This is a genomic window from Streptomyces sp. NPDC001536, assembly GCF_042894505.1.
GTDB lineage: Bacteria > Actinomycetota > Actinomycetes > Streptomycetales > Streptomycetaceae > Streptomyces.
The window spans coordinates 227,318-252,109 of record NZ_JBIAVQ010000008.1 but is presented as its reverse complement, the minus strand read 5'-3'; the positions used below and the strand labels follow the sequence as shown (position 1 = coordinate 252,109).

Annotated in this window: 29 protein-coding genes; 18 read left to right on the top strand and 11 right to left on the bottom strand. The window is 71.0% G+C overall.

The annotated features are described in order from the left end of the window. Nucleotides 1–10: 10 nt before the first annotated feature. From ACFY0U_RS23170 to ACFY0U_RS23150, 5 genes are all read right to left on the bottom strand, one after another. Nucleotides 11–772, bottom strand: coding sequence for an acyl-CoA dehydrogenase family protein (locus ACFY0U_RS23170; protein WP_388638689.1), 762 nt, complete (start codon nt 770–772; stop codon nt 11–13). Between the two features lie 2 nt (nt 773–774). Continuing rightward, the gene (locus ACFY0U_RS23165; RefSeq protein ID WP_388638687.1) at nt 775–1,881 is read right to left on the bottom strand and encodes an acyl-CoA dehydrogenase family protein; all 1,107 of its coding nucleotides are present in this window, start codon (nt 1,879–1,881) and stop codon (nt 775–777) included. Further along, complete coding sequence (locus ACFY0U_RS23160) at nt 1,878–2,294, bottom strand: nuclear transport factor 2 family protein (protein ID WP_388638685.1); 417 nt, start codon at nt 2,292–2,294, stop codon at nt 1,878–1,880. The genes ACFY0U_RS23165 and ACFY0U_RS23160 overlap by 4 nt, the downstream gene beginning before the upstream one ends. Continuing rightward, nucleotides 2,284–2,829: a carboxymuconolactone decarboxylase family protein gene (locus tag ACFY0U_RS23155; RefSeq protein ID WP_388638684.1), complete on the bottom strand. Its 546-nt coding sequence runs from the start codon at nt 2,827–2,829 to the stop codon at nt 2,284–2,286. The genes ACFY0U_RS23160 and ACFY0U_RS23155 overlap by 11 nt, the downstream gene beginning before the upstream one ends. Before the next feature lie 84 nt (nt 2,830–2,913). Further along, nucleotides 2,914–3,378, bottom strand: coding sequence for a pyridoxamine 5'-phosphate oxidase family protein (locus ACFY0U_RS23150; protein WP_388638682.1), 465 nt, complete (start codon nt 3,376–3,378; stop codon nt 2,914–2,916). Nucleotides 3,379–3,514: 136 nt separating this feature from the next. Here ACFY0U_RS23150 and ACFY0U_RS23145 point away from each other — a divergent pair, with 136 nt between their 5' ends. Genes ACFY0U_RS23145 through ACFY0U_RS23085 form a run of 13 tightly spaced genes read left to right on the top strand, consistent with a single transcriptional unit; the run spans nt 3,515 to nt 16,894 of the window. After that, a complete protein-coding gene (locus tag ACFY0U_RS23145; protein ID WP_388638680.1) occupies nt 3,515–4,969 on the top strand; it encodes an aldehyde dehydrogenase family protein in 1,455 nt (484 codons plus the stop codon). A 28-nt stretch (nt 4,970–4,997) separates the two neighbouring features. Further along, entirely contained in the window at nt 4,998–6,386 is a 1,389-nt protein-coding gene (locus ACFY0U_RS23140; RefSeq protein ID WP_388638678.1) for an ABC transporter substrate-binding protein, read from the top strand. 9 nt (nt 6,387–6,395) lie between these two features. Beyond that, on the top strand, nt 6,396–8,507 hold the full coding sequence (locus ACFY0U_RS23135) for an ABC transporter permease (protein ID WP_388638676.1): 2,112 nt from the start codon (nt 6,396–6,398) through the stop codon (nt 8,505–8,507). Further along, entirely contained in the window at nt 8,488–9,198 is a 711-nt protein-coding gene (locus ACFY0U_RS23130) for an ABC transporter ATP-binding protein (RefSeq protein ID WP_388638674.1), read from the top strand. Before ACFY0U_RS23135 ends, ACFY0U_RS23130 begins: the two co-directional genes overlap by 20 nt. After that, nucleotides 9,195–9,902 carry an ABC transporter ATP-binding protein gene (locus ACFY0U_RS23125; protein ID WP_388638672.1) on the top strand — a complete coding sequence of 236 codons (708 nt, stop codon included), beginning with the start codon at nt 9,195–9,197 and terminating at the stop codon, nt 9,900–9,902. The genes ACFY0U_RS23130 and ACFY0U_RS23125 overlap by 4 nt, the downstream gene beginning before the upstream one ends. Continuing rightward, nucleotides 9,899–10,294 carry a hypothetical protein gene (locus tag ACFY0U_RS23120; protein ID WP_388638670.1) on the top strand — a complete coding sequence of 132 codons (396 nt, stop codon included), beginning with the start codon at nt 9,899–9,901 and terminating at the stop codon, nt 10,292–10,294. The genes ACFY0U_RS23125 and ACFY0U_RS23120 overlap by 4 nt, the downstream gene beginning before the upstream one ends. Next, nucleotides 10,260–10,577, top strand: a complete 318-nt coding sequence (locus ACFY0U_RS23115; RefSeq protein WP_388638669.1) for a hypothetical protein — start codon at nt 10,260–10,262, stop codon at nt 10,575–10,577. The genes ACFY0U_RS23120 and ACFY0U_RS23115 overlap by 35 nt, the downstream gene beginning before the upstream one ends. 19 nt (nt 10,578–10,596) lie before the next feature. Next, nucleotides 10,597–11,895 (top strand): amidohydrolase family protein, encoded by a 1,299-nt coding sequence (locus ACFY0U_RS23110; protein WP_388638667.1) that lies wholly within the window; start codon nt 10,597–10,599, stop codon nt 11,893–11,895. Then, on the top strand, nt 11,892–12,650 hold the full coding sequence (locus tag ACFY0U_RS23105; protein WP_388638666.1) for an SDR family NAD(P)-dependent oxidoreductase: 759 nt from the start codon (nt 11,892–11,894) through the stop codon (nt 12,648–12,650). Before ACFY0U_RS23110 ends, ACFY0U_RS23105 begins: the two co-directional genes overlap by 4 nt. Then, nucleotides 12,650–13,828, top strand: coding sequence for a CaiB/BaiF CoA transferase family protein (locus tag ACFY0U_RS23100; RefSeq protein ID WP_388638664.1), 1,179 nt, complete (start codon nt 12,650–12,652; stop codon nt 13,826–13,828). The genes ACFY0U_RS23105 and ACFY0U_RS23100 overlap by 1 nt, the downstream gene beginning before the upstream one ends. Further along, on the top strand, nt 13,825–14,625 hold the full coding sequence (locus ACFY0U_RS23095) for an enoyl-CoA hydratase/isomerase family protein (RefSeq protein ID WP_388638662.1): 801 nt from the start codon (nt 13,825–13,827) through the stop codon (nt 14,623–14,625). The genes ACFY0U_RS23100 and ACFY0U_RS23095 overlap by 4 nt, the downstream gene beginning before the upstream one ends. Then, nucleotides 14,610–15,746, top strand: a complete 1,137-nt coding sequence (locus ACFY0U_RS23090; RefSeq protein ID WP_388638660.1) for a thiolase family protein — start codon at nt 14,610–14,612, stop codon at nt 15,744–15,746. The genes ACFY0U_RS23095 and ACFY0U_RS23090 overlap by 16 nt, the downstream gene beginning before the upstream one ends. Further along, entirely contained in the window at nt 15,746–16,894 is a 1,149-nt protein-coding gene (locus ACFY0U_RS23085; RefSeq protein ID WP_388638659.1) for an acyl-CoA dehydrogenase family protein, read from the top strand. The genes ACFY0U_RS23090 and ACFY0U_RS23085 overlap by 1 nt, the downstream gene beginning before the upstream one ends. Nucleotides 16,895–16,897: 3 nt before the next feature. On the opposite strand, the gene ACFY0U_RS23080 is transcribed toward ACFY0U_RS23085, so the two are convergent. Genes ACFY0U_RS23080 through ACFY0U_RS23070 form a run of 3 tightly spaced genes read right to left on the bottom strand, consistent with a single transcriptional unit; the run spans nt 16,898 to nt 19,638 of the window. Next, nucleotides 16,898–17,305: a DUF6336 family protein gene (locus ACFY0U_RS23080; protein WP_388638657.1), complete on the bottom strand. Its 408-nt coding sequence runs from the start codon at nt 17,303–17,305 to the stop codon at nt 16,898–16,900. A gap of 24 nt (nt 17,306–17,329) precedes the next feature. Continuing rightward, complete coding sequence (locus tag ACFY0U_RS23075) at nt 17,330–18,352, bottom strand: phosphotransferase family protein (protein WP_388638655.1); 1,023 nt, start codon at nt 18,350–18,352, stop codon at nt 17,330–17,332. Then, the gene (locus ACFY0U_RS23070; protein WP_388638653.1) at nt 18,352–19,638 is read right to left on the bottom strand and encodes an acyl-CoA dehydrogenase family protein; all 1,287 of its coding nucleotides are present in this window, start codon (nt 19,636–19,638) and stop codon (nt 18,352–18,354) included. Before ACFY0U_RS23070 ends, ACFY0U_RS23075 begins: the two co-directional genes overlap by 1 nt. Before the next feature lie 37 nt (nt 19,639–19,675). Here ACFY0U_RS23070 and ACFY0U_RS23065 point away from each other — a divergent pair, with 37 nt between their 5' ends. The 3 genes from ACFY0U_RS23065 to ACFY0U_RS23055 are packed head-to-tail and all read left to right on the top strand — an operon-like array spanning nt 19,676 to nt 21,599. Next, nucleotides 19,676–20,329 (top strand): TetR/AcrR family transcriptional regulator, encoded by a 654-nt coding sequence (locus ACFY0U_RS23065; RefSeq protein ID WP_388638652.1) that lies wholly within the window; start codon nt 19,676–19,678, stop codon nt 20,327–20,329. Then, complete coding sequence (locus tag ACFY0U_RS23060) at nt 20,326–20,778, top strand: VOC family protein (protein WP_388638650.1); 453 nt, start codon at nt 20,326–20,328, stop codon at nt 20,776–20,778. Before ACFY0U_RS23065 ends, ACFY0U_RS23060 begins: the two co-directional genes overlap by 4 nt. Further along, complete coding sequence (locus tag ACFY0U_RS23055) at nt 20,775–21,599, top strand: SDR family oxidoreductase (protein WP_388638648.1); 825 nt, start codon at nt 20,775–20,777, stop codon at nt 21,597–21,599. Before ACFY0U_RS23060 ends, ACFY0U_RS23055 begins: the two co-directional genes overlap by 4 nt. Here the strand turns inward: ACFY0U_RS23055 and ACFY0U_RS23050 are convergent. The 3 genes from ACFY0U_RS23050 to ACFY0U_RS23040 are packed head-to-tail and all read right to left on the bottom strand — an operon-like array spanning nt 21,583 to nt 23,375. Then, the gene (locus tag ACFY0U_RS23050) at nt 21,583–21,888 is read right to left on the bottom strand and encodes a DUF1330 domain-containing protein (RefSeq protein WP_388638646.1); all 306 of its coding nucleotides are present in this window, start codon (nt 21,886–21,888) and stop codon (nt 21,583–21,585) included. The two genes, ACFY0U_RS23055 and ACFY0U_RS23050, sit on opposite strands and share 17 nt — an antisense overlap. A gap of 21 nt (nt 21,889–21,909) precedes the next feature. Then, complete coding sequence (locus ACFY0U_RS23045; RefSeq protein WP_353691012.1) at nt 21,910–22,098, bottom strand: ferredoxin; 189 nt, start codon at nt 22,096–22,098, stop codon at nt 21,910–21,912. Then, complete coding sequence (locus tag ACFY0U_RS23040; RefSeq protein WP_388638644.1) at nt 22,098–23,375, bottom strand: cytochrome P450; 1,278 nt, start codon at nt 23,373–23,375, stop codon at nt 22,098–22,100. Before ACFY0U_RS23040 ends, ACFY0U_RS23045 begins: the two co-directional genes overlap by 1 nt. A 140-nt stretch (nt 23,376–23,515) precedes the next feature. On the opposite strand from ACFY0U_RS23040, the gene ACFY0U_RS23035 reads away from it, so the two are divergent. Together ACFY0U_RS23035 and ACFY0U_RS23030 are read left to right on the top strand one after the other, a co-directional pair. Then, entirely contained in the window at nt 23,516–23,887 is a 372-nt protein-coding gene (locus ACFY0U_RS23035; RefSeq protein WP_388638642.1) for a carboxymuconolactone decarboxylase family protein, read from the top strand. After that, the gene (locus tag ACFY0U_RS23030) at nt 23,884–24,729 is read left to right on the top strand and encodes an NAD(P)-dependent oxidoreductase (protein ID WP_388638640.1); all 846 of its coding nucleotides are present in this window, start codon (nt 23,884–23,886) and stop codon (nt 24,727–24,729) included. Before ACFY0U_RS23035 ends, ACFY0U_RS23030 begins: the two co-directional genes overlap by 4 nt. Nucleotides 24,730–24,792 lie beyond the last annotated feature (63 nt).

Here is a 24,792-nt window from a genome sequence, read left to right as displayed (position 1 = left end):
CATCGCACCTTCAGAGGTGCACGAGCCTCGGCGCCGACCCCTCCGCCCGCAGTCGTGCCCCTGCCTCCCGGGTCAACTCCCGTGCGCTGCCCAGCAGTCCGTCCAGGACGAGCGCCCGGCGGACGTGCCGGTGCAGGGGGTGCTCGGCCGTGAAGCCGATTCCCCCGAGCACCTGCTGGCAGTGCCGGGCCGCTGTCAGCGCCGCCTCGCCAGCCGCCGCCTTCGCCAGCAGGGAGCCGAACGGGTCGGTGGCGGCGAGCAGTGTGGCCTCCGCTCCCTCCAGGGCGACCAGGGTTTCGGCGAGGCGATGGCGTACTGCCTGGAAGGAGGCGAGGGGGCGGCCGAACTGGACACGGTCCAGGGCATGAGCCCTGGCGAGGGTCAACATGGCCCGCCCCGTGCCGACCAGCCACCAGCCGAGGGCGCGGTGTCCGGCGGCGAGGGGGAGGGACCGCCCCGACGGGACGGTCCGCAAGGGCAGCTCGGGGTCGAGAGCCGTCCCCGGACCGGTGGGCGACCACGCCACCCACGCTCCACCGGCGTACGGCAACGCCGGAGTACCGCCGCCCATCACGTCGTTGAGCAGCGAGGCGTGCGCACCCGTCTCGCCGAGCAGCCCGAACACCGTACCGATCGCCGACTCCGGGTACTCCGCCAGGAGTTCATGCCAGCCCAGTTCCGCCAGCGCGGCGTCCAGCGCGGGCCCCGAGGGTGTCGTCGTCATCGTCTTGCGCAGGGTTTCGGTGAGCAGCTCCAGCTCCGCGGCGTCCACGGTCACTCCTTTCCGAGGCCGAGCAACCGGCGGGCGACGATGTTCCGTTGGATCTCGGCCGTACCGCCGTAGATCGTGGCCGCCCGTGAGTAGAGGTACTCGGTGCTCCATGGCGAACCGGTCAGCTCCAGTACCCCGGGCAGCAAGTCCCGTGCGGTGTCGAACAGTCGCTGCTCGGCCGTGGCCAGGAGCACCTTGTCCACCGAGGTCTCCGGACCGAGCCGGGCCCCCTCGGCGAGCCTCCGCTGGGTCGCGTGGGAGCGGCAGCGGATCGTGTGGAGGGCCAGATACGCGGCGCCGAGCGCGGCCTCGTCAGGGTCCGGGGCCTCTTCGAGCAGGCGGTCCAGGCGGGTGTAGAGGTGGGCCACGCGGTGCCAGAAGCACGTCGAGCGTTCATGCGGGAGCAGGTCCATCGCCAGGCTCCAGCCGTCCCCGGGGCGGCCGAGCATCCGGTCGGAGGGGACGATGACGTCATCGAGGAAGACCTCGGCGAACTCGTCGACGCCGTGCATCGTGCGCAGCGGCCGGACCGTGATGCCCGGGGTGTCCATGTCGACGAAGAAGGCGGTGATGCCCGAGTGGCCGGGTGCGGTGCGGGTGAGGAGGACACAGCGGGCCGCGTACTGGGCGAGGCTCGTCCAGACCTTCTGGCCGTACACCACCCAGGTGCCGTCGTCCCGGGGGACCGCCCGGGTGGTCAGGGACGCCAGGTCGCTGCCGGAGCCGGGCTCGGAGAAGCCCTGGCACCACTGTTCGCGGCCGCTCAGCAGCAACGGGACCATTTCCGCGGCCAGTTCGGGAGGCGCGTACGACAGCAGCGTCGGGACGAGGACCTCGACCATGGAATAGATGCCGGGCTCGGCGAGACCGCGGGTGGCGACCTCCTCGCCGAGCACCGCCCGGAGCACGGCCGGCCCGCCGAGCCCCCTCACCTCGGCGGGCCAGCCGTAGCGCATCCAACCCGCGTCGAACAGGGCCCGGCGGACCCGGCCGAGCTGGGCGACCTGCGCGTCCAGGGAGTGGTGGTCGGGGCCGGGGGAGAGGTCGTGTTCCGCGAGCCAGTCCTGAAGGGCGGAGCGGAACTCCGCCACGGTCGCGTAGGCGCTCATCCGGCCGGGCGGTCGAAGGCGTGCGGGCGGCCCGAGTCATGGGCGCCGCTTCGGCGGATGAACGTCATGGCGCGCGTCCGCAGCCGCCAGCCGTCCGCCGTCCGCGCATACGTGTCGTCGTAGTAGCCGATCCGCAGGTCGTGGGAGGCGTGGTCGACGAAGCAGAGCGGCTGTGTCCCCTTGGCCGTGTCGCCGTCCGTCTCCTCGATGACCGGAGTCCCGGTGAGGAACAGCCCCTTGGGGGCGGCCGCCACCAGTGCGGGGAACTCCGCGAGGGGGTAGGTGTCGCCGAAGGCGCTGTAGGTGCCGTCGGGGGTGAAGACCGTGAGCAGTCCTTCGATGTCGCCCCGGGTGATGGTCACCGCGTAGCGGGCGAGGAGCTGCTGGATCTCCACGAGGTCGTCAGTGGTCATGTCCGCTCCCTTGGGCGTCGGGCAGCACGCCGAACGAGTTGAAGGCCATCGCCATCACCGCGTACGCCCCGACCGTGAAGACCAGGTCCATCCGCTGGCGCTCGTCGAGGTGCTCGCCGAGCGCCTCCCAGGTGCGGTCGGAGAGAGTGGAGCGGTCCTCCAGCTCGTCGACCGCGCCGAGGATCAGGCTGTCCAGCGGTCCGTCCGCCTTGCCGCGGCCCGCCGCCTCGATCTCGGCCTCCGTCAGACCGGCCTCCCGCGCCAGTTGCACGTGGTGGGCCCACTCGTAGGCGCACTCCCGGCGGGCAGCCACCCGCAGTGTCGCCAGCTCGCGTACCCGGGCCGGCAGGGTCGAACGGAACAGGATGTACACGCTGAAGGAGAGGAACGCCTCCGCCAGATCGGGATGGCGGGCCATCCTGGACATCGCCGGGCCGGCGCCGTACTCGTTGCGCAGCCTCCTGGGGAGCAGCGCGGACAGCGCCTCGCGTGTGCGGTCGTCCCACTCGTCGTCCGGCAGCGGGGGAAGGCGCATCCGTAACTCCCTTGAGGCTGTGCGAGAATGGCATTCTCTCCATACGTGCTGAAGGTTTCCACGCGGGTCGTGAGGCGTCAACCGTCAGGTGCGCAGCTTGGCGAAGTCCCAACTGGCGACGCTCTCGGGCCGGATCCTGAGCCACGCGTGCCGTCCGTCGTACTGGAAGGGCCGCCCGCCCGCGTACTTGTCCGCGAACAACCGCTCAGGCTCGGCGAGTTCGTCCACCGGCTCCCCCTTGCGGGGTGTCTCGCCCACGACCTGGGCGCTTCCCAGCAGCTCCACGCCCCGCAGTCGCAGGAAGTCGAAGCCTCCGTCGTCGACGAGCACGCTGATGTCGGGATTGTTGCCGATGTCAGCCCATCGTCGGCTTTTTGTCAGGGAGTTGAGCCACAATGCCGTCCCGTCCCAGACGAACCAGAGCGCGCTCGTGTGCGGGCGGCCGCCCGGCCCCGCCGTCGCGACCCGGCACACCGGCTGGGTGCGCAGGAAGGCGTCCCGCTCCTCGTCCGTCATGGCGATCTTCGTGCCCCTGCGTTGACCGGGCATGATTCCTCCCGCTCTTCGATGAATGCCTAATTCTCGTGCACGGATGGTTGCTTCTCCTCTAGCGAGAAGCTACTTTCCACCGCAGGCGGGGCCGTGGCAAGCAGGACCCCGCGTCACCCGGAAGAGATGGGGAGCCGTGAGTCTTTTCCATGAGGACCGGCTGTTGATCGACGGTGAACTCGTCCGCGCGGGACGCAGCTTCGACACCGTCGATCCGTCCACCGGAAAGGTGCTGGGCACGGCGTCCGACGCGGCGGCCGCACACGTCGAGGCGGCCGTCGCCGCGGCCCGCCGGGCCTTCGACACCACCGACTGGATGCGTGACCGCGAGCTGCGACTGCGCTGTCTGCGCCAGCTGTACGCGGCGCTGCTCAAGCACCGCGAAGAGCTGCGCGAGCTGACCATCGCGGAAGTGGGCGCACCCCGCTCACTGACCCACGGCACCCAGCTCGACGAGCCGATCGAGCTGGTCAAGTGGTACGCCGACCTCCTCGAACGCTACGAGTTCCGCGAAGAGCTCGCCTTACTGGAGAGGCGCGGCCGGCCGCACCGCCGCTGGGTGGAGAAGGAGGCGGCCGGAGTGGTCGCCGCGATCCTGCCGTACAACTTCCCCAACCAGCTCGCCCTCGCCAAGCTCGCCCCCGCCCTCGCCGCCGGCTGCACGGTCGTCCTCAAGGGCGCCCCCGACACCCCGTGGACCACCCTCGCCCTCGGCCGGATCATCGCCGAGGAGACCGACATCCCCGCCGGCGTCGTCAACGTCCTCACCTCGTCGGGCGCCGAGGCCGGTGAGCTGCTCACCACCCACCCCGGCGTCGACATGGTCACCTTCACCGGGTCGACCCCGGTCGGCCGGGCCGTCATGGCCGCCGCGTCCGCCACGCTGAAGAAGGTGTTCCTGGAACTCGGCGGCAAGTCCGCCATGCTCGTGCTCGACGACGCCGACCTCACCCAGGCCGCGATGTTCGCCGCCTTCACCGTCTGCACCCACGCGGGCCAGGGCTGCGGGATCACCTCACGGCTCCTGGTCCCGCGCGCCCGCCACGACGAGGCGGTCCAGCTCGTCGCCGCCATGCTCGCCCGGGTGACCTACGGCGATCCGTCGGACCCGGCCACCCACATGGGACCCCTGATCAGCGAACGCCAGCGGACCAAGGTGCACGGCCTGGTCGAGCGCGCCGTCGCCGCCGGGGCCCGCCTGGCCACCGGCGGGCGGCCCGCCGAGCGCGAGGGCTTCTTCTATGAGCCGACGCTGCTCGCCGACGTCGACCCCGGCTCCGAGATCGCCCAGGAGGAGATCTTCGGACCCGTCCTGGTCGTCATCCCCTACGACGACGAGGACCACGCCGTCCGGATCGCCAACGACTCGGTGTACGGCCTGTCCGGAGCGGTGCTCGGCGCCGGCGACGACCGGGCGATCGCGGTGGCACGGCGGATCCGCAGCGGCAGTTTCAGCATCAACGGGGGCATGTTCTTCGGCCCCGACGCCCCGTTCGGCGGCTTCAAGCAGTCCGGCATCGGACGGGAGATGGGTGTGGCGGGGCTGGAGGAGTTCCTCGAGCTCAAGACGTTCGGCGTCCCGGCCAAGTAGCCGGGGACGGCATCGAGGAGGAAACCTCGTGAAAGTCCAGGCAATCCCCGCCGCCGTGCTGGCGGCCGCTCTGCTCGCCGTCGCCGGATGCGGAGGCCACGACGACGCCAGTGAGTCCGACGGCGGCGACGACACTCCCACCAAGGCCGCGCAGCAGGCGGCCACCGGCGACTTCGGCGATCTGAAGGGCGTCTGCGGATCCGGCACGGCGAAGAGCGCGCCCGCGCAGGGCGTCACCGCCGACGAGATCAAGGTCGGCGTCTTCTCCGACATCGGCTTCACCAAGAAGTCCGAGTTCATCGACGCCGCGAAGGTGTTCACCTCCTGGTGCAACGCGGCCGGCGGCATCAACGGCCGCGAGCTCGTCGCCACCACCCGCGACTCCAAGCTGATGGAGGTCCGCCAGCGCATGCTGGAGGCCTGCAAGGAGGACTTCGCCCTGGTCGGCGGCGGCGCCGCCCTGGACGCCCTCGGCGTCAAGGACCGGCTGGAATGCACGCTGCCCGACTTCCCGGGCCAGGTCAGCCAGATCCAGAACAACGGATCCGACCTCCAGCTCAACGCCACCGGCGGTGCCTCCTACAACCGGTACGCGGGGTACTACACCTGGCTCCTCAAGGAGGGCTACCCGTCCTCGGCCAAGGCCGTCGGCACGATCGGCGGCGACTCCCCGGTGACCAAGGTCATCAACGCCGAGGCGCACGAAGGCCTCCTGGCCGCCGGCGCGAAGATCATTTACAAGGACCTCTACCCCGTCCAGGGCGTCTCCGACTGGACGCCCTACGCGCAGGCCATCAAGAGCAAGGGCGTCAAGGGTCTGATCTTCAACGGGGACTTCGTTCAGCTGGCGAAGCTGGAGCAGGTCCTGACGAGCATGAAGTACAAACTCGACTGGATCGACGCCAACAACAACTCCTACGGCCCGGCCTTCCTCCAACTCGCCTCCACGTCCCTGGACGTCCAGAACAACCTGGCCGACCTGGGCGGGGTGTACCCGCTGGAGAAGGCCGCCGACAACCCCGCCACCCAGCAGGTCGTCGACCTGTTCAAGAAGTACGCGCCCGACGCCCAGGTCACCCTGCCCGCCGTACGCGGCTTCGCGGCTTGGCTGCTGTTCGCCAAGTCGGCCAAGAGCTGCGGTGACGCCCTCACCCGCACCTGCGTCTACGAGGCGGCCCGCAAGGAGTCCGCATGGACCGGCGGCGGCCTGCTCGCCCCCGTCGACCTCAGCCGGTCCGACGCCCCGCCGAAGTGCTTCAACGTCGAGAAGGCCACCTCCAAGGGCTGGCAGCCGGCCGACTTCGAGCCCACCGACGGCGCCTACCGCTGTGACGCCCCCGCCTACAAGTTCAAGGGCGACTACGGCAAGCCCCTCACCCTGGCCGACGTCGGCAAGAGCATGAGCGACGTGAAGTGACGTGAGCTGATGGAACAGTTCCTCACCTTCGGGATCGTCGGTCTGAGCACCGCGGCCGTCTACGCGGTGATCGGCAGCGGCCTGGTCCTCACCTACGTCACCACCGGCGTGTTCAACTTCGCGCACGGGGCGGCGGGCATGCTGGCGGCGTTCTGCTACTGGCAGTTCACCGTCGGCTGGGGCTGGCCGGTCCCGGTCGCGCTGGCACTGGTGCTTCTGGTGCTCGCCCCGGGCTTCGGCCTGGCCGTGGAACGCGTCCTGATGCGGCCCGTGCAGCGCCTCGGCGAGGCCGAACGGCTGGTGATGACGGTGGCGCTGCTCAGCGGCGCCATCGCCGCCGCCCGCTGGATCTGGGACCCCAACGTCCCGCGCCCGCTGGGGGTCTTCTTCGCCGACCGGAACCCCTTCCACCTCGGCCCCGCCACCGTCACCTGGCACCAGGCCCTCACCATGACCGTCGCCGTGGCCGTCGCGGCGGGCCTGTGGTTCCTCCTCACCCGCACCCGCACCGGCGCCGAGATGCGCGCCACGGTCGACGACCGCGCCCTGGTGCAGCTGACCGGCGCCGACCCGATCCGGGCCAGCCGTGTCGCCTGGATCCTCGGCACCCAACTCGCCGCGATCGGCGGCATATTGATCGCCCCGACCGTCGCCCTCGACGCCTCCCAGCTCTCCCTCCTCATCGTCAGCGCCTACACCGCCGCCGTCTTCGGAAGGCTCCGCAGCCTCCCCCTGACCTTCGCCGGCGCCATCGTCGTCGGCTGCCTGGAGAGCTACCTCACCGGCTACCTCCCGCAGAACGACTACCTGCCGGGCCTGCGCCTCGCGGCCCCCGCCCTGCTGCTCTTCCTGGCGCTGCTCGTCTTCCGCCATCCCCGCCTGCGCGGCAGGGACCGCCGACTGGTCCAGGTCCCGGCGCCGACCCTGCGCGGCACGGCGGTCTTCGCGCTGTCGACCGTCGCCTTCGCGGTCGTCCTCGCCACCACCCTGGGCGAGGCGGACCTCGTCACCTACGGCCCGATCTTCTCCCTCGGCATCGTCGCCCTCTCCTACGTCCCCCTCGCCGGATACGCCGGACAGATCTCCCTGTGCCAGCTGAGCATGGCCGGCATCGGTGCCGTCGTCTGGGGACACCTCGGCGCCCACGGCGAGTTGTGGGCGCTGGCCGCCGCGATCGCGGTGTCGGCGGCGGCCGGTGCCCTGATCGCCGTACCCGCACTCCGCTTCTCCGGCGTCTATCTCGCCCTGGGCACGGCCGCGTTCGCGGTCGTCCTCGACCGCTGGATCTTCACTCTGCCCTCCTTCGAGGTGCTCGGCGTGCGGATCGCGCTCTTCGACCAGGGCTCGGTGGAGATGGCTGGCCCCAGCCTGCTCGGCCTACGGCTCGACTCCGAGGCCGAGTTGATGATCCTGGCCGCGGTCTGCCTCGGCCTCGCTTCCCTCGGCGTCGCCCGGCTGCGCCGCGGCGGCTTCGGACGCCGGCTGATCGCGCTCAGGGACAGCGAGGCGGCGTACGCCACGCTCGGCGGCAACCTCCTCATCACCAAGGTGCTGGTGTTCTCCCTCTCGGCGGGCATCGCGGGACTCGGCGGCGCGCTCTACGGCATGCAGCAACGGTCCATCACCGCCGAGCAGTTCAGCCTCGTCGCCGGACTGCCCATCTTCCTGGTCGCCGTGATCGGCGGCCTCGGCGCGGTCGGCAACGGCCTGTTCGCCGGCACGGCCTTCGTCGGCCCGAACCTCCTGATCGGCCTGGCCTCCTGGACCCAGAACATCGTCAGCGTCCTGCCCGCCCTGGCCGGCATGGGCCTCGGCCACAGCCCCCAGGGCATCATCACCGGATTCCGCCAGGACTGGGAGCCCCTCGGCCGCGACCGGATCGCCCTGCCCGCACTGCTCGGCGGGCTGACACTCGGCTGGGTGCTGCGGCTCGCCGACGTCATCAACGGCTGGACGTACCTGCTCGGTTCACTGGTCCTCGCGTACGCCCTGCGCGGGTACGCGGCCGCCCGCCAGGCCCCGAAGACCGAGCCGGACGTCCCGGTCGAATGGTGGGGCGTACGACGTCCCTGGCGCCCTCAGGACGGGGAGGTGCTGGCCCGTGCCACTGCTGGACGTTAGCCAGGTGACCGTCGCCTTCGGCGGCAACCGCGCCCTGGACGGCGTGGGCCTCCAGGCCGAACGCGGCCGGGTCACCGGCCTCATCGGACCCAACGGGGCCGGCAAGAGCACCCTGTTCGACGTCGTGTCCGGGCTGCGCAGGCCCGCCACCGGCAAGGTCGTCCTCGACGGCCGGGACGTCACCCGCCTCGGCCCCGCCCGCCGCTCCCGGCACGGGCTGGCCCGCACCTTCCAACGCCTGGAACTCTTCGGCCGGTTGAGCGTCCGCGACAACCTCCTCGTCGCCGCGGAACTCGGCCCCGAACGCCGCCGGGCGGGGGAGGTCGCCGACGGCATCCTCGAACGCCTCGGCCTCACCGGCATCGCCGGCACGAGCACCGACACCCTGCCCACCGGCGTGGCCCGCCTCGTCGAGGTCGGCCGCGCCCTCGCCGTACGCCCCGGCCTGCTGCTCCTCGACGAACCCGCCGCGGGCCAGGACGGCGAGGAGACCGAGCGGTTCGCGGCCCTGCTGCGCTCGCTCGCCGCCGACGGGACGGCCGTCGTCCTCGTCGAGCACGACATGGGACTGGTGATGAGCGTGTGCGACGAGGTGCACGTGCTCGACCTCGGCAAGGTCATCGCCGTGGGACCGCCTGAGGTGATCCGGAACGACGAGACCGTGCTGGCCGCCTACCTGGGGGACGCGTGAACGACCTGCTCGAACTGCGTGACATACGCGCCGCCCACGAGGGCATCACCGTCCTGCACGGCGTGGACCTGGCCGTCGCCGCGGGCCAGGTCGTGGCGCTGCTCGGCCCCAACGGCGCCGGGAAGACGACCACCTTGCGGGTCGCCGCCGGAATCCATCCCGCGCTCTCCGGCCAACTCCTGCTCGGCGGACGGGACATGACCGGAGCGAACCCGCGCGACCTCGCCCGGGCGGGCATCTGCCTGATCCCCGAAGGGCGGGGCGTGTTCCCCAACCTGTCGGTCCGCGACAACCTCCTGATGATGACCTTCACCGGCCGTAGCCGAGAGGAGATCGAGGAGACCGCGTTCGCCCGCTTCCCCGTCCTCGCCCAGCGGGCCGGACAGGCGGCCGGCACCCTCTCCGGCGGCGAGCAGCAGATGCTCGCCCTCGCCCGCGGCCTTGCCACCGACCCCGCCGTCCTCCTCCTCGACGAACTGTCCATGGGACTGGCCCCGTTGGTCGTCTCCCGCCTCTACGAACAGGTCGCCGAGATCGCTCGGCAGGGCGTGGCCGTCCTGGTCGTCGAGCAGTTCGCGGCGGCCGTCCTCGGCATCGCCGACCACGCCGCCGTCCTGGTACGCGGCCGGGTCCGACGCCAGGGCAGCCCGGACGACGGCCTGCGCGACGAACTGTCCGCCCTCTACCTGGGGAGTTCCGCATGACACCCACCGAGCCACGTACCGACTCCCGTGCGGATCGCTTCGTCCGCGAACTCACCGAGCTCAGGATCCCCGACCCGGCCGCCACCCGCTCCGCCCTCTGGCTCCGCCTCGGCGGCGCCTTGATGGCCGTAGGGCTGGTGCTCGCGCTGTCGGCCTACTTCGTCACCCACAACACCCAGAACCCGCTCGCCCAGCGCGACGGCCTCGCCCTGGGCCTCGGCGGCATCGCCGCGACCGTGGTCGGCGCCGCGCTGTTCCTGCGCCACTCGCTCACCGGCTTCCTGCGGTTCTGGATGGCCCGCCAGTCCCACGACCTCGCCGTGCTCGCCGACCGCCTGTCCGAAAGGGACCTGAACCATGACCTCACCAGCACCGATGCTGCGCCCCGGTGACCAGCTGGCGGGCGCGCGGAGCACCACGAAGGTGGTCGTCGTCCGCGCTCCCGCGGACCGGCGCCCGGAGATCACCTGCGGCGGCACCCCGATGATCCCCGCGGCCACGGCACCGCCCGCGCCCGCCACGGCCGCCGAGCCGGACACCCTCCTCGGCAAGCGCTACGTCGACGCCGACGGCACCCTCGAGCTGCTCTGCACCTACGCCGGAACCGGTGAACTGGCCTGCGACGGCGTCCCGATGACCTTGAAGGCCGCCAAACCCCTCCCGGCCTCCGACTGACAACCGAAAGGCACGGCAGATGCTCAAGGACGACATGATCCTGATCAGCGTCGACGACCACATCATCGAGCCGCCCGACATGTTCGTGAACCACCTCCCGGAGCGCTACCGCAAGGACGCCCCGCAACTCGTGCACCGCGACGACGGCACCGACGTCTGGCAGTTCAGGGGCGTCACGATCACCAACTCCGCGCTGAACGCGGTCGCGGGACGACCCAAGGAGGAGTACGGCGTCGAACCGCAGGGCCTCGACGAGATCCGCCCCGGCTGCTACGACGTCCACGAACGCGTCAAGGACATGAACGCGGGCGGTGTCCTCGCCCAGATGAACTTCCCCTCCTTCCCCGGCTTCTCGGCCCGTCTCTTCGCCACCGAGGACACGGACTTCTCGCTCGCGCTGGTCCGGGCGTACAACGACTGGCACATCGACGAGTGGTGCGGCGCCTACCCCGGCCGCTTCATCCCCATGGCGCTGCCCGCCATCTGGGACGCCGAACTGTGCGCCGCCGAGGTCCGCCGGGTCGCCGAGAAGGGCTGCCACTCGCTGACCTTCACCGAGAACCCGGCCGTGCTCGGCTACCCGAGCTTCCACGACGACTACTGGAACCCGCTGTGGCGGGCCCTGTCCGACACGAACACCGTGATGTCCGTGCACATCGGATCGTCGGGCCGCCTCGCGATCCCCGCCGCCGACTCGCCGCCCGACGTGATGATCACGCTCCAGCCGATGAACATCGTCTCGGCCGCCGCCGACCTGGTCTGGTCCCGCCCGGTCAAGGACTTCCCCGACCTCAAGATCGCCCTGTCGGAGGGCGGCACCGGCTGGATCCCGTACTTCCTGGAGCGCCTGGACCGCACCTACGAGATGCACTCGACGTGGACCCTCCAGGACTTCGGCGGCAAGCTCCCCTCCGAGGTCTTCCGCGAGCACTTCTTGACCTGCTTCATCACCGACAAGCTCGGCGTACGGCTGCGGCACGAGATCGGCATCGACAACATCTGCTGGGAGGGCGACTACCCGCACAGCGACTCCCTGTGGCCGGACGCGCCGGAACAGCTCCACGACGTCCTGGAGTCCTGCGACGTCCCCGATTCCGACGCCGCGAAGATCACGTACGAGAACGCGATGCGCTGGTACTCCTTCGACCCCTTCGCGCACATCCCGCGCGAGCAGGCCACGGTGGGCGCGCTGCGCAAGGCGGCCGAGGGACACGACGTCAGCGTCCGTTCGCGCAGCCACCAACTGGTCGCGCCCGCAGAGAAGTTGGCGTCGTTCCGGTCGAAGGCCCGCGCGGCGGCCGCGGCGGCCGCCCAGTGACGGGACTCTTCGACCTCACGGGCCGCTCGGCGCTGGTGACGGGAGCGGCGGGCGGCATCGGCGCGGCGGTCGCCCACGCCCTCGCGGAGGCGGGCGCCGCGGTCCTCGTCACCGACGTGGACGGTTCCGCCGCCGCGGCCGTCGCCGGGAAGATCACGGCCGCGGGCGGTACGGCGGACAGCGCGGCGCTGGATGTACGGGACCGAGGCGCGGCCGACGCCGCCGTGGCCAGGGCGGCCGCGCTCACGGACGGGCGGTTGCACATCCTGGTGAACAACGCAGGCATCACCGCGCCGGCGATGTTCGCGGATCTGGACGAGGAGAGCTTCCGCCGCCTCCTCGACATCCATGTCCTCGGCACCTTCACATGCTCCCAGGCCGCGCTCCCGTATCTGCCCGTCGACGGCAGCGGACGCATCATCAACGTCACCTCGTCGGCCGGCCTGACCGGCACCCTCGGGCAGGTCGACTACTCCGCCGCCAAGGCCGCGATCGTCGGCATGACCAAGTCCCTGGCACGGGAGCTGGCCCGCAAGCAGATCAAGGTCAACGCCCTGGCACCGCTGGCCGCGACCCCGATGACCGAGACCATCCGCACCCACGAGAAGTTCGCCGCGACCATGCTCGCCCGAATCCCGCTGGGCCGCTGGGCCGAGCCCGAGGAGGTCGCCGGCGCCTTCGTGTTCCTGGCCTCGGACGCGGCCTCCTTCGTCACCGGGCAGGTCCTGCCGGTCGACGGCGGCCTGGTGATCTGATGCGTTCTCCGCAACAGGAGGGACCTCTGTCCGGGGTCACGGTGGTGGCGCTGGAACAGGCCGTCTCCGCCCCGCTGTGCACCCGGGTGCTGTGCGACCTCGGCGCCCGGGTGATCAAAGTGGAGAACCCGGACGGCGGCGACTCCGCCCGGCACATCGACAACGTGGTCAACGGCCAGGCCGCGCACTTCGTCTGGGTCAACCGCGGCAAGGAGTCCGTGACACTGGACCTCAAGTCCGAGGCGGGGATGGCGATCCTGCACCGGCTGCTGGAGCGCGCCGACGTCCTCGTCTCCAACCTCACCCCCGGAACCACGGCCAAGCTCGGCCTCGCCCCAGACGACCTGGCCGCCCGCCACCCCGACCTGATCGCGGTCGAGATCGACGGCTACGGCCACGGCGGCCCGCTCTCCCACAAACGCGCCTACGACCTCCTCGTCCAGGCCGAGTCGGGAGTCTGCGCCATCACCGGTCACCCCGGCGCCCCGGCCAAGCCGGGCCCGCCCATCGCGGACGCGAGCACCGGGCTGTACACGGCACTGTCCATCGTGGCGCTGCTCTACGCGGGGGAGCGCCGGGGCAGTCGCGGTGGTGCGGTCGCCGTGAGCCTCTTCGACACCATGACCGAGCTCATGGGATATCCGCTCACCTACACCCGCCACTCGGGCGTGGAGCAGCAGCCGATCGGTCTCGGCTCGCCCGCCGTCGCCCCGTACGGCGCCTACCGCACCGCGGACGGACAGACGGTCGTCCTCGGGACCACGAACGACCGCGAATGGCAGCGCCTCGCCCGCGACCTGCTGCACCGTCCCGACCTGGCGGACGACGAACGGCTGCGCACCAACCCCGGCCGGGTGGCACACCGCGAGCTGATCGACACAGCGATCGGCGCCTGGTGCGCCCGGCACGACCTGGCCCACGTCCAGCGGCGCGCGGACGAGGCCGGCATCGGCAACTCCCGCTACAACACACCCCGCGACGTCCTCGCCCACCCGCACCTGGCCGCCCGCGACCGCTGGCGCACCGTCGACACTCCGAGCGGCCCGATCCCCGCCCTCCTACCGCCGCCGGTGATCGCCGGGTACGACCCACCGATGAGGGCAGTCCCGGGCCTCGGTGAGCACACGGCGACGGTGTTGGCCGAACTAGGCCTGGAAGATGGGGAGATCACCCGGTGACCGTACTGCTGTCGAGCGACACCGGAGGCGTACGGACCCTCACCCTGAACCGGCCGCACCGCAAGAACGCGATCGACCCCGAGCTGTGGAGCGCCCTGCGGGACGCGCTCACCCAAGCGACCGACGACCGGGTGCGGGCCCTCGTCCTCACCGGCGCCGGGGGAGCCTTCAGCTCCGGCGCCGACCTCAAGGCCGGGGACACCAGACACCCCCTCGACAAACTCCGCGCCCTCAACGAAGTCGCCCTCCTCCTGCACGAGTTGCCGGTCCCGACGATCGCCAAAGTCGACGGCGTCGCCGTCGGCGCGGGCTGGAACCTCGCCCTCGGCTGCGACCTGGTCGTGGCCACTCCGGAGGCCCGCTTCTCGCAGATCTTCACCCGACGGGGACTCTCCCCGGACTGCGGCGGCACCTGGCTGCTGCCGAAGCTCGCCGGACTCCAACAGGCCAAACGGCTCGCACTGCTGGCCGACACGATCGACGCCGAGGAGGCGCGGTCCCTGAACCTCGTCACCTGGGTGGTGCCGGGCGAGCGGATCGACAGTTACGTCACCGACCTCGCCGACCGGCTGGCGGCCGGCCCGCCCGTAGCCCTTGCCCAGACCAAGGCCCTCCTCAACGAGGGGACCGACCGCACCCTGCGCGAGGCGCTCGCCGGGGAGGCCCGTGCCCAGTCGGTCAACTTCGCCACGACCGACGTACCGGAGGCCTACGCGGCGTTCACGGAGAGACGCGAACCGCACTTCACCGGCGGCTGGCACCGACCCTCGGAGGACCCTTCATGCGCGAAGCAGTGATCGTCGAGGCCGTCCGCACGCCGGTCGGCAAACGCGACGGCGGCCTGTCCGGCACACACGCGGCCGACCTCTCCGCCGTGGTCCTGGAAGCGCTCGTCGAGCGCACCGGCATCGATCCGGTGGTCGTGGACGACGTCGTCTGGGGCTGTGTCTCCCAAGTGGGCGACCAGTCCAGCAACATCGGCCGCTACGCGGTCCTCGCGGCCGGCTGGCCCGAGTCGATCCCCGGCACGACGGTCAACCGGGCGTGCGGTTCGAGCCAGCAGGCGCTCGACTTCGCCGCGCAGGCGGTCATGTCCGGCCAGCAGGACGTGGTCGTGGCCGGCGGGGTCGAGGTGATGAGCCGGGTGCCGCTGGGCTCGGCGCGGGCGACGGGGATGCCGTACGGGCCGAAGGTCCTTGCCCGCTATCGCGACTTCTCCTTCAACCAGGGGATCTCCGCCGAGAGGATCGCGGAGAAGTGGGGCTTCACGCGGACGCAGCTCGACGAGTACGCCGTGCTGTCGCACGAACGGGCCGCTGCGGCACAGGACTCGGGTGCCTTCGACGCGCAGATCACGCCCGTGGAGTCGACCGGTGCGGACGAAGGCGTACGACGCGGCAGTACCGTCGATCGGCTGGCCGCGCTGAAGCCCGCCTTCGCCGACGACGGCGTGATCCACGCCGGCAACTCCTCCCAGATCTCCGACGGAGCGGCGGCGTTGCTGGTGACGACGCCGGAGAAGGCGCGGGAGCTGGGCCTGACGCCACTGGTGCGCTATCGCGCGGGAGCGGTCGTGGGTGCCGACCCGGTGCTGATGCTCACCGGTCCGATTCCCGCGACGGAGAAGGTGCTCCGCAAGGCGGGCGTCTGCCTGGCCGACGTCGGTGTCTTCGAGGTGAACGAGGCGTTCGCACCGATCCCGCTCGCCTGGCTGGCCGAGACGGGTGCGGATCCGGCCCTCATGAACCCCCTCGGGGGCGCCATCGCGCTGGGCCACCCCCTCGGCGCGTCCGGCGCCGTGCTGGCGACCCGCATGATCCACCACATGCGCGCCCACGGCCTCCGCTACGGCCTGCAGACCATGTGCGAGGGCGGCGGCACGGCCAACGCCACGGTTCTCGAACTCCTGGGGGTGTGATGCGACGCGATGTCTTCGACGGCGACCACGAGGACTTCCGCGAGCTGGTACGGGAGTTCGTGGCCAAGGAGGTGGTACCGCGGTACGCCGCATGGGAGCAGGACGGTCGCCTGCCGCGCTCGTTCTTCGAACAGCTCGGCTCCCTGGGCGTGTTGGGCATGGCGATCCCGGAGGAGTACGGAGGAGCGGGCCGCGACGACTACCGCTACAACGTCGTGCTCCAGGAGGAGGCCGCCCGTGCCCTGGTGACCCTCGGCACCGTCCGCACCCAACTCGACGTGATCCTGCCGTACTTCCTGGCCTACGCCGATGACGCACAGCGCGCCCGCTGGTTGCCCGGTCTGGCGGCGGGGAAGCTGCTGACGGCCATCGCCATGACCGAACCGGGAACGGGTTCGGATCTGGCCGGCATCCGCACGACGGCGGTACGCGACGGCGAGACGTACGTCCTCAGCGGGTCGAAGACCTTCATCACCGGCGGTCTGCTCGCCGACCTGGTCATCGTCGTCGCCCGCACCTCGACCGACCCCGGTGACCGCCGGGCGGGCCTGACCCTGCTGGTGGTGGAGGATGGCATGGCCGGCTTCACCCGCGGCCGGGTCCTCGACAAGATGGGCATCAAGGTCCAGGACACCGTCGAGCTGGCCTTCGACGACGTACGCGTCCCGGTGGCCAACCGCCTGGGGGAGGAAGGCGCGGCCTTCGGCTACCTCGGCCACAACCTCCCCCAGGAACGGATGACGGTGGCGGTCGGCTCGGTCGCCCAGGCCCGGGCGGCGCTGGACACGACGGTCGGCTACGTCCGCGAGCGGCAGGTTTTCGGCAAGCCGGTCGCGTCCTTCCAGAACACGAAGTTCGAACTCGCCGCCGTCTCCGCCGAGATCGAGGCCGCGCAGACGATGCTGGACCGCGCGGTCCTCGAACTCGTCGCGGGGGAGCTCTCCGGAGCGGACGCGGCGAGGGTCAAGCTGTTCTGCACGGAGATGCAGGCCCGAGCGGTCGACCGGTGCCTCCAACTCTTCGGCGGCTACGGCTATATGGCGGAGTTTCCGATCTCCCGCCTGTACGCCGATGCCCGGATCACCCGTATCTACGCCGGCACCAGCGAGGTGATGAAGGTGATCATCGCGAAGTCGCTGGGGCTGTGAGGATCACCAGCCGTAGAGCCAACTGTCGGATGCTGCCTGATCCACCAGGTTGTAGAGGCCGATCGCGACCGGGGCGAAGACGAGCCCAGCCATCCCCAGGCGCACACAGGTCGGCGCCATGATGAACTGGGCGCCGTTCTGCCCGGTGATCGTCTTCACGTCCCGCCAGCGCCGCACATCACCCCCGGAAATCGCCCAGAGAAGCGCCCCGAAGACAAGCAGGCCCAGGGCGAAGAACAGGGAGATTCCTCCCACGACCGATAGGAACTCCTCGCGGTCATGGTGGTCTGCGATGAACAGCATCCCGACCGTCAGCACGGCGGCGGCGCCCACTCCGAACAGGGCGCCGCGTCGCACCACATCCTTCAGCCGCAGGCGCGGCATCCTCACCCCGTCTTCGTCAACGATCATGGCGGCACCCTATAGGCCGATACGTCACGCCCCGTACCGCGTCGTCTCCGCCAGCTCCGCCGCGCTCCTCATCAGGTCCAGCACCATCGGCCCGAACGCCCGCAACTTCTCGTTGTCCCCCGCCCGTTGGAACCCCTGCTCAAGCACCACACCGAGCTTCCACTGGGCCAGGACGTCGTAGTAGTCCATGTCGTCGACCTGGCGTCCGGACACCTCGGAGTAGCGCTCGATGAGGGCCTCTCGGGAGGGCATGCCGGTCAGGTCGACGTACGACGCCGTGGCCGCCTCGGGGGCACCCGTGTCCTCGGGCCAGCCCCGGAGCATCCAGGCGAGGTCCAGCTTGGGGTCGCCCACCGTGCCCATCTCCCAGTCGACGATGGCGGCGAGGCGGGCGGGGGCGCCGTGGCGGTACATGACGTTGGCGAACTGGTAGTCGCCGTGCATCAGGCCCGGAATGTAGTCCAGCGGCTTGTGGGCGCGCAGCCAGGCCGCCGCCGGCTCGAAACCGGGCAGCTCGCGTCCCTTCACCTTCTCCAAGTAGCGGGTCCAGCGGTCGACTTGGCGTTCGTGGAAGCCGTCGGGGCGGCCCAGGTCGGCCAGGCCCTTCGTCTTCCAGTCCACCCGGGACAGCAGGGCCACCCCCTCCGTCATGGCGTACGCCAGCCCCGCCCGCGCCGCCAGGTCGGTGTCGAAGGGGGCCGGCCAGCCCCGTCGTTCGTTCATCGGTGACCAGCCGTCGACGAACTCCATGAGGTAGAAGGTGCGGCCCAGGACGGACGGATCGGTACAGACCGCTACCGCCTCGGTGTGCGGGACGTCCGTGCCGTTCAGCGCCTCGATGATCCGCCACTCCCGGAAGATGCCCTCGTCACGGGCGGCCGGTGCGGTGGCCGGCGGGATGCGCAGGGCGCAGTGGAGCTCGCCGCGGCGGATCTCGTAGATCTCGTTCTGGGCGCCGCCGGAGACGTAACGGTGCTCGATCGGCTCGCCCTTCCCGGGCAGCCCGGACTCGTCCAGCCAGCCCGCCAGGCGCTCGACGTCGATCATCAGGCCTCCAGGAAGTCGGCGTATTTCGCGCGTGCCGCCTCGACGCGCTTGGGCAGGTAGGCGCTGGGCCACAGGTCGTCGCTCGGCTTGTGGTCGCGCAGCACCTGCCGGGCCACCGTCACCTTGTGCACCTCGGTGGGTCCGTCGGCGATACCGAGGACGCTCGCGCCCAGCAGCATCCGGAACAGGGGCATGTCGCCGCTCACGCCGAGGGCGCCGTGGACCTGGACGGCGCGGTGCGCGATGTCGTGCAGGACGCCCGGCAGCAGCACCTTGACCATCGCGATGTCCTTGCGGACCTTGCGGTAGTCGTTGTGCTTGTCGATCTTCCACGCGGTGTGCAGCACGGCAAGGCGGAACTGCTGGAGCTGGGCCCAGGAGTCGGCTATGTGCCCCTGCACGAACTGCTTGTCCGCCAGCACACTGCCCTGGGTGTGCCGGCTCAGGGCCCGCTCGCACATCATGTCGAAGGCCTTGCCCGCCAGCCCGATGGTCCGCATAGCGTGGTGGATGCGGCCGCCGCCGAGCCGGGTCTGGGCGATCACGAAGGCCTGCCCCTCGCCCCCGAGCAGAGCGTCCGCAGGCACGCGTACGCCCTCGTAGTGCACGAGCGCGTGCGAGCCCCGCTCCTGCGGCTCACCGGCGAGAGCGACGTTCCGCTCGATGACGATCCCCGGGGTGTCGGCCGGGACGAGGAACATCGACATGCTCTTGTACGGGTCGCCCTCGGGGTCCGTCACCGCCATCACGATGAGGAACGCGGCCGTCTTGGCGTTGGACGAGAAGTACTTCCACCCGTCGATGACCCAGTCGTCGCCGTCCCGCACCGCCCGTGTCGTGAACTCCTTCGGGTCGGCACCCGCCTGCGGCTCGGTCATCGAATAGCAGGAGAAGATCTCGCCCTCCAGCAGCGGCCGCAGATACCGCTCCTTCTGCGCCTGGGTGCCGTAGTGGGCGAGGATCTCGGCGTTCCCGGTGTCCGGGGCCTGGCAGCCGAAGACGATCGGGGCCCAGGAGGCGCGGCCCAGGACCTCGTTGAGCAGGCAGAGCTTGACCTGTCCGTGTCCCTCGCCGCCCAGCTCGGGGCCGAGGTGGGTCGCCCACAGTCCGTGGGCCCGTACCTCCTTCTTGAGCGGGTCCAGGACCCGGCGGAGGTTTTCGGCGGGCGGGGTGAACTGGAGGCCGTCCCACACGAGGTCAAGGGGCTCGACCTCCTCCCGCACGAAGCGGTCCGCCCAGTCGAGCTGTGCCTGAAATTCGGGTTCGGTTTCGAAGTCCCACGACATTGTGTCTCCTTCCGGCGGCTGTCAGAATAGCGTTCTCATGAACGAGAACACAATTCCCCTGTCACGGAACAGCGTTGCCGACCGCATCGCGCAGCGTGCGCTGGCGAGTCGGGGAGCCCACTACGCGACCGAGGTGCGCTCGCTCCTCGACGCGGCACTGGAGGTGATGCGCAACCGCGGCACGGCCTCCCGGCCGCGGGTCGCCGACATCGTGGCGGCGGCCGGACTGTCCAACGAGGCGTTCTACCGGCACTTCCGCTCGAAGGACGCCCTGGTCGCCGCGCTCATGGAGGACGGCGCCGAGCGGCTGTGCGGCTACATCGCCCACCAGATGGCCAAGGAGTCCACGCCTCAGGGCAGGGTCCGCCGCTGGGTCGAGGGAGTCCTCTCCCAGGCCATCGACGAGGACACCGCGGCGACGACGCTCGCCGTGATGTGGAACGCGGGCACGGTGGCCGAGGGCTTCCTCGCGGGACCCCCGACCGCGGCCGGCCTCCTGGCGACGCTGCTGCGCGAGCCGTACGCCGAACTCGGCAGCGTCGCCCCGGACTTGGACGCGTCCCTGGCCGCCCACGCGACCGTGGGCCGGCTCGCGGACCACCTGTGGCGACGGGAGCGGCCCACGGCGGCCGACGTCGACCACATCACGCGGTTTCTGCTCCGTACCGTCGATCAGGAGGTGGGCCCATGAAGGCCGCCGATCAGTTCCACATCGGGCTCGTCGTCGACGACCTCGCCGCCGCCGCGGCCGAGTTGTCGGCCGTGTTCGGCTACGAGTGGTGCGCCGAGACGGGCGCCGAAGTGAAGGTGTCCCTGCCTGCCGGGGACACCGTGCTCGACCTCAGGAACGTGTACTCGACGACCACACCCCGTCTGGAGCTCGTGCGGAGCATCCCGGGCACGCTGTGGGAGCCGGGCTCGGGCGTCCACCACCTGGGCTACTGGTCCGACGACATGGCCGCCGACTCCGCGGAGCTCGCCCGCTACGGCTACGAGGCCGAGGCCGTGGGCGAACGGCCCGACGGCACGGCGTACTGGGCTTTCCACCGCAGCGGCGACGGACCGCTCGTCGAACTCGTGAGCCGTGAACTCCAGCCGGTACTGGAGCGGTTCTGGGCGAGCCAAGGGGTGGCGTCGTGACGACGGTGGGGATCGTGACCGGGGCGGGCCGTGGCATGGGCCTGGAGTGTGCGCGCCGGCTCACCGGCACGGTGGACCGGCTGCTGCTCGTCGACCTGGACGAGAGGACGGTCACCGAGGCGGCCGACGCGCTCTCGGGACAGGGCGCCGCCGTCGAGCCGTACGCCCTCGACATCACCGACCGCGAGGGGCTCGCGCGTCTCGCGGACCGCGCCCGCGCACTCGGCACGCTCCGCGCCGTCGCCCACGCCGCCGGCATCTCGCCGACCATGGCCGACTGGCGCCGCGTCCTCACCGTGGACCTCGTCGGCACGGCCCTGCTGGCCGAGGCGCTGCGGCCGCTCGCCACCACAGGGACGGCGACCGTGTGCTTCGCCTCGATGGCGGCCCACATCGGCATCCCCGAGCCGGACCCGGCGGCGGACGCGGTCCTCGTGGACCCGCTCGCCCCGGATCTCCCGGACCGTCTGCACGCCGCCCTCGGCCCCGCCGTCGAGGACCCGGGCGTCGCCTATTCCTGGGCCAAGCGCGGAGTGCACCTCTTCGTCCGGCGGGAGGCGATGCGCGTCGGCCCCCTCGGCGCACGTGTCTGCTCGGTGTCGCCCGGCATCGTCGCCACCCCGCAGGGGTTGCGGGAGGCGGAGCACCACCCCTCGATGAAGGCGCTCGTGGACGGGTCGGCGCTCGGCCGCGAGGGACGGCCCGAGGAACTCGCCTCCGTCGTCGCCTTCCTGCTCTCCGCCGAGGCGTCCTTCCTGACCGGCGTGGACGTGCTCGTGGACGGCGGGGTGTGCGCGGCCCTGGCTACGCGCCGGGCATGACGAAGCCGGTCACGATCACGGCGTGGGACTCGGCCGCCGCCTGCCGCAGGGGCTTCGCCCTCTCGTACGCGGGCGACTCGTACCAGGCGCGGGCCGCTTCCACCGACGCGAATTCGAGTACGACGGTCTGGTCACCGTGCCACTCGCCCTCAAGGACCTGGGGCGAGGGGTCGGCGGCCAGCACGGCGGCCCCGCTCTCAGCCAGCGAGGGCCCGGCGGCGCGGCCGTACGCGGCCATGCCGGCCGGGTCCTTGATGGCCTCGGTCACGATGACGTACGCCTTCGGCATGGCTCTCCTCGAAGCTCGAAGTCAGCTGACGGTGATGGCGCGTTCGGGACACATCCCGGCGGCGGAGCGCACGACGTCCTCGAACTCGGCGGGGACGTCCGGGGTCTCGACCACGGCGTAGCCGTCGTCGCCGATGTCGAACACCTCGGGGCACAGCGAGCAGCACACACCGTGCCCCCGGCAGCGGTCGTCGTCCACGGTGACCTTCATCAGGCCTCGCTCCACTCCAGGCCGAGGTGGGTGAGCCCGCGCAGGATGAAGGTCGGGACGTACTGGTAACGGCGGGCGTCGGCCGGGCCGTGCGCACGCTCCGAGACTCGGATGTCGGAGGTACGGTCCAGGAGCCGTTCGATGGTCACCCGGGCCTCGGCGCGGGCCAGCGGGGCGCCGGGACAGGCGTGGACGCCGCGGCCGAAGGCCATGTGCCGTCGCACGTTCGCCCGGGCCACGTCGAAGGCGGCCGGGTTCTCGAACTGGCGCGGGTCGCGGTTCGCGGCGCCGTTCAGCACCATCACCGTGGTGCCCGCCGGGATGGCGACCCCACCGACCGTCGTCGGCACCTTCGACAGCCGGAAGTCGCCCTTGACCGGGCTCTCGATGCGCAGGGTCTCCTCGATGAAGTTCGGGATGCGGTCGCGTTCGGCGCGCAACAGCCTTTGCAGCTCGGGCTGTTCGGCGATCAGTCGCAGCGCGGCACTGAGCAGGCGGACGGTGGTCTCCTGGCCCGCCGCGAAGAGGTTGGCGGCGACCCGGACCACGTCGGCGACCTCGGGTGTCGAACCGTCCGGGAAGGTCGCGGTGGCCAGCCCCGTCAGCACGTCCGCGCGCGGTTCGCGGCGGCGCTCCTCGACGTACGTCGTGAAGCGGCCGTACAGATACTCCAGCGGGGAGTGGTGCAGTGTGTCGTCGCCCGTGCTGCCGATCCCGGCCTCGTCCTGCGGCCGCCTCTGGAGCTTCGCCATGAACTCCTGGCGGTCCTCCTCGGGCACGCCGAGCAGGTCGGCGATGACCAGCAGGGTGAAGGGCCCGGCGAAACCGCCGATGAACTCCCCTTCACCCGGGGCGAGATACGTGTCCAGGAGGCCGTCGGCGAGGTGCCACATGGACGCCTCGTTCTCCTTGAGGCGCTTCGGCGTGATCAGCCGCATCAGCAGGGCACGGTGGTCCGTGTGCGTGGGCGGATCGAGGGTGGGCAGCTGGTCGCTCATCGGGAGTTCGTCGCGGTGCCGCTCGATGAGCCCGCTGATGTCGTCGCCCTCCAGCGGCACCGGGAAGCCCGGGAAGGGGCCGCTGACGGAGACACAGGCGGAGAAGGCGTCGGTGTCGTTGTAGATCTGCAACGCCTCTTCGTACCCGGTCACCATCACCACGTCGTGATGGCTCTCGCGCCGCACCGGACACCGCCCGCGCAGCGCCTCGAAGTAGGGATAGGGGTCCGCGACGAGCGCCTCGTCCCGGAAGAAGTCGATCGCCTCGAAGTCGTCCACGTCTGCTCGGCTCTCTGTCGGTCAGGGCCCTGACGTCGAGGGACGGTAGCACAATTCTCCATTTGCTGGAATCGTGGGTGTGCATTTGCGAGAGTGTCATTCTCACGCCTGGCATTCTCATCCGCTGACCAGGGAGACCCATGGAAGAGTCCGAGGCGCTGAGCGCCGCCCGGGGCATGCGCCGGACCGTGCTCGGCGACGCCTACGTCAACGGCGCCACCGCCGCCCCCGACCCCGTGGCCGTCGAGTTCCAGGACCACCTCACCGCGACGGCGTGGGGAGTCTGGACCCGTGGTGGCCTGAGCTCGCGCGACCGCAGCCTCCTTGTCCTGGCGATGACCGCCGCACTCGGCCGCATGGAGGAGTTCCGCATCCACGCGGAGAGCGCATCCCGGGCCGGCGTGACCGACGTCGAGGTGGACGAGCCGCTGTTCCAGATCGCCGCCTACGCGGGTGTACCGGCGGGGAGTTCAGCCCGCCGGGTCGTCGCCGCCGTACGGAGGGAGAGGTGACCGTCGGTTTCGTGGGCCTCGGCAACATGGGCGGTGTCCTGGCCGCGAACCTCGTCGCCACCGGCCATGACGTGGTGGCCCACGACGCCCTCGGCGCCCAGCGCGCGCCCGAAGGGTCCGTCTACGCCCCTGACGTGGCCGAAGTCGCCCGAACCGCTGACGTGTTGGTGCTCAGCCTCCCTGACGGCACCGCCTCCGAACAGGTCGCCCGCGCACTCCTCGCCGCCGCCGACCGACGCGTCCGGCACGTCGTGGACACCTCGACCGTCGGAGTGAGCGCGGCCCGTGCCGTGGCCGCACTGCTCGCGCAAGAGAAGGTCGGCTATGTCGACGCCCCGGTGTCGGGCGGCGTCGCCGGAGCGCGGGCCCGCACCCTGACCGTGATGTACGCGGGCTCCGACGACGACTGCGCCCAGGTCGAGGGGGTGCTGGCGGGCCTGAGCGACCGCCGCCACCGGGTCGGAGCGCGCCCGGGCATGGCCCAGGCGCTCAAGCTCGCCAACAACTTCCTGTCCGCGACGACCCTCGCCGCCACCAGCGAGGCCGTCGCCTTCGGACTGGCGGCGGGCCTCGACATGGCCACCATGCTCGACGTGCTGAACGGATCGAGCGGCCGCAGCGCCGCCACCGAGGACAAGTTCCCCCGCCATGTCCTCACCGGCCGCTACGCCGCCGGCTTCACCAACTCCCTGATGAGCAAGGACGTGCAGCTCTATCTGCGCGAGGCGGGGGAGGGCGCGGGCCCGGTCGGGGACGCCGTCGGGGCGCTGTGGGAGCGGTTCGCGCAGGTCGAGCCGGGTGTCGACTTCACCCGGATCTATCCGTACGTGGAGGGTTCTTGACGCTCCGACGCGGGCGAGAATAGCATTCTCATACGGAGAGACTGAGATTTTCGTTCCTCCGTA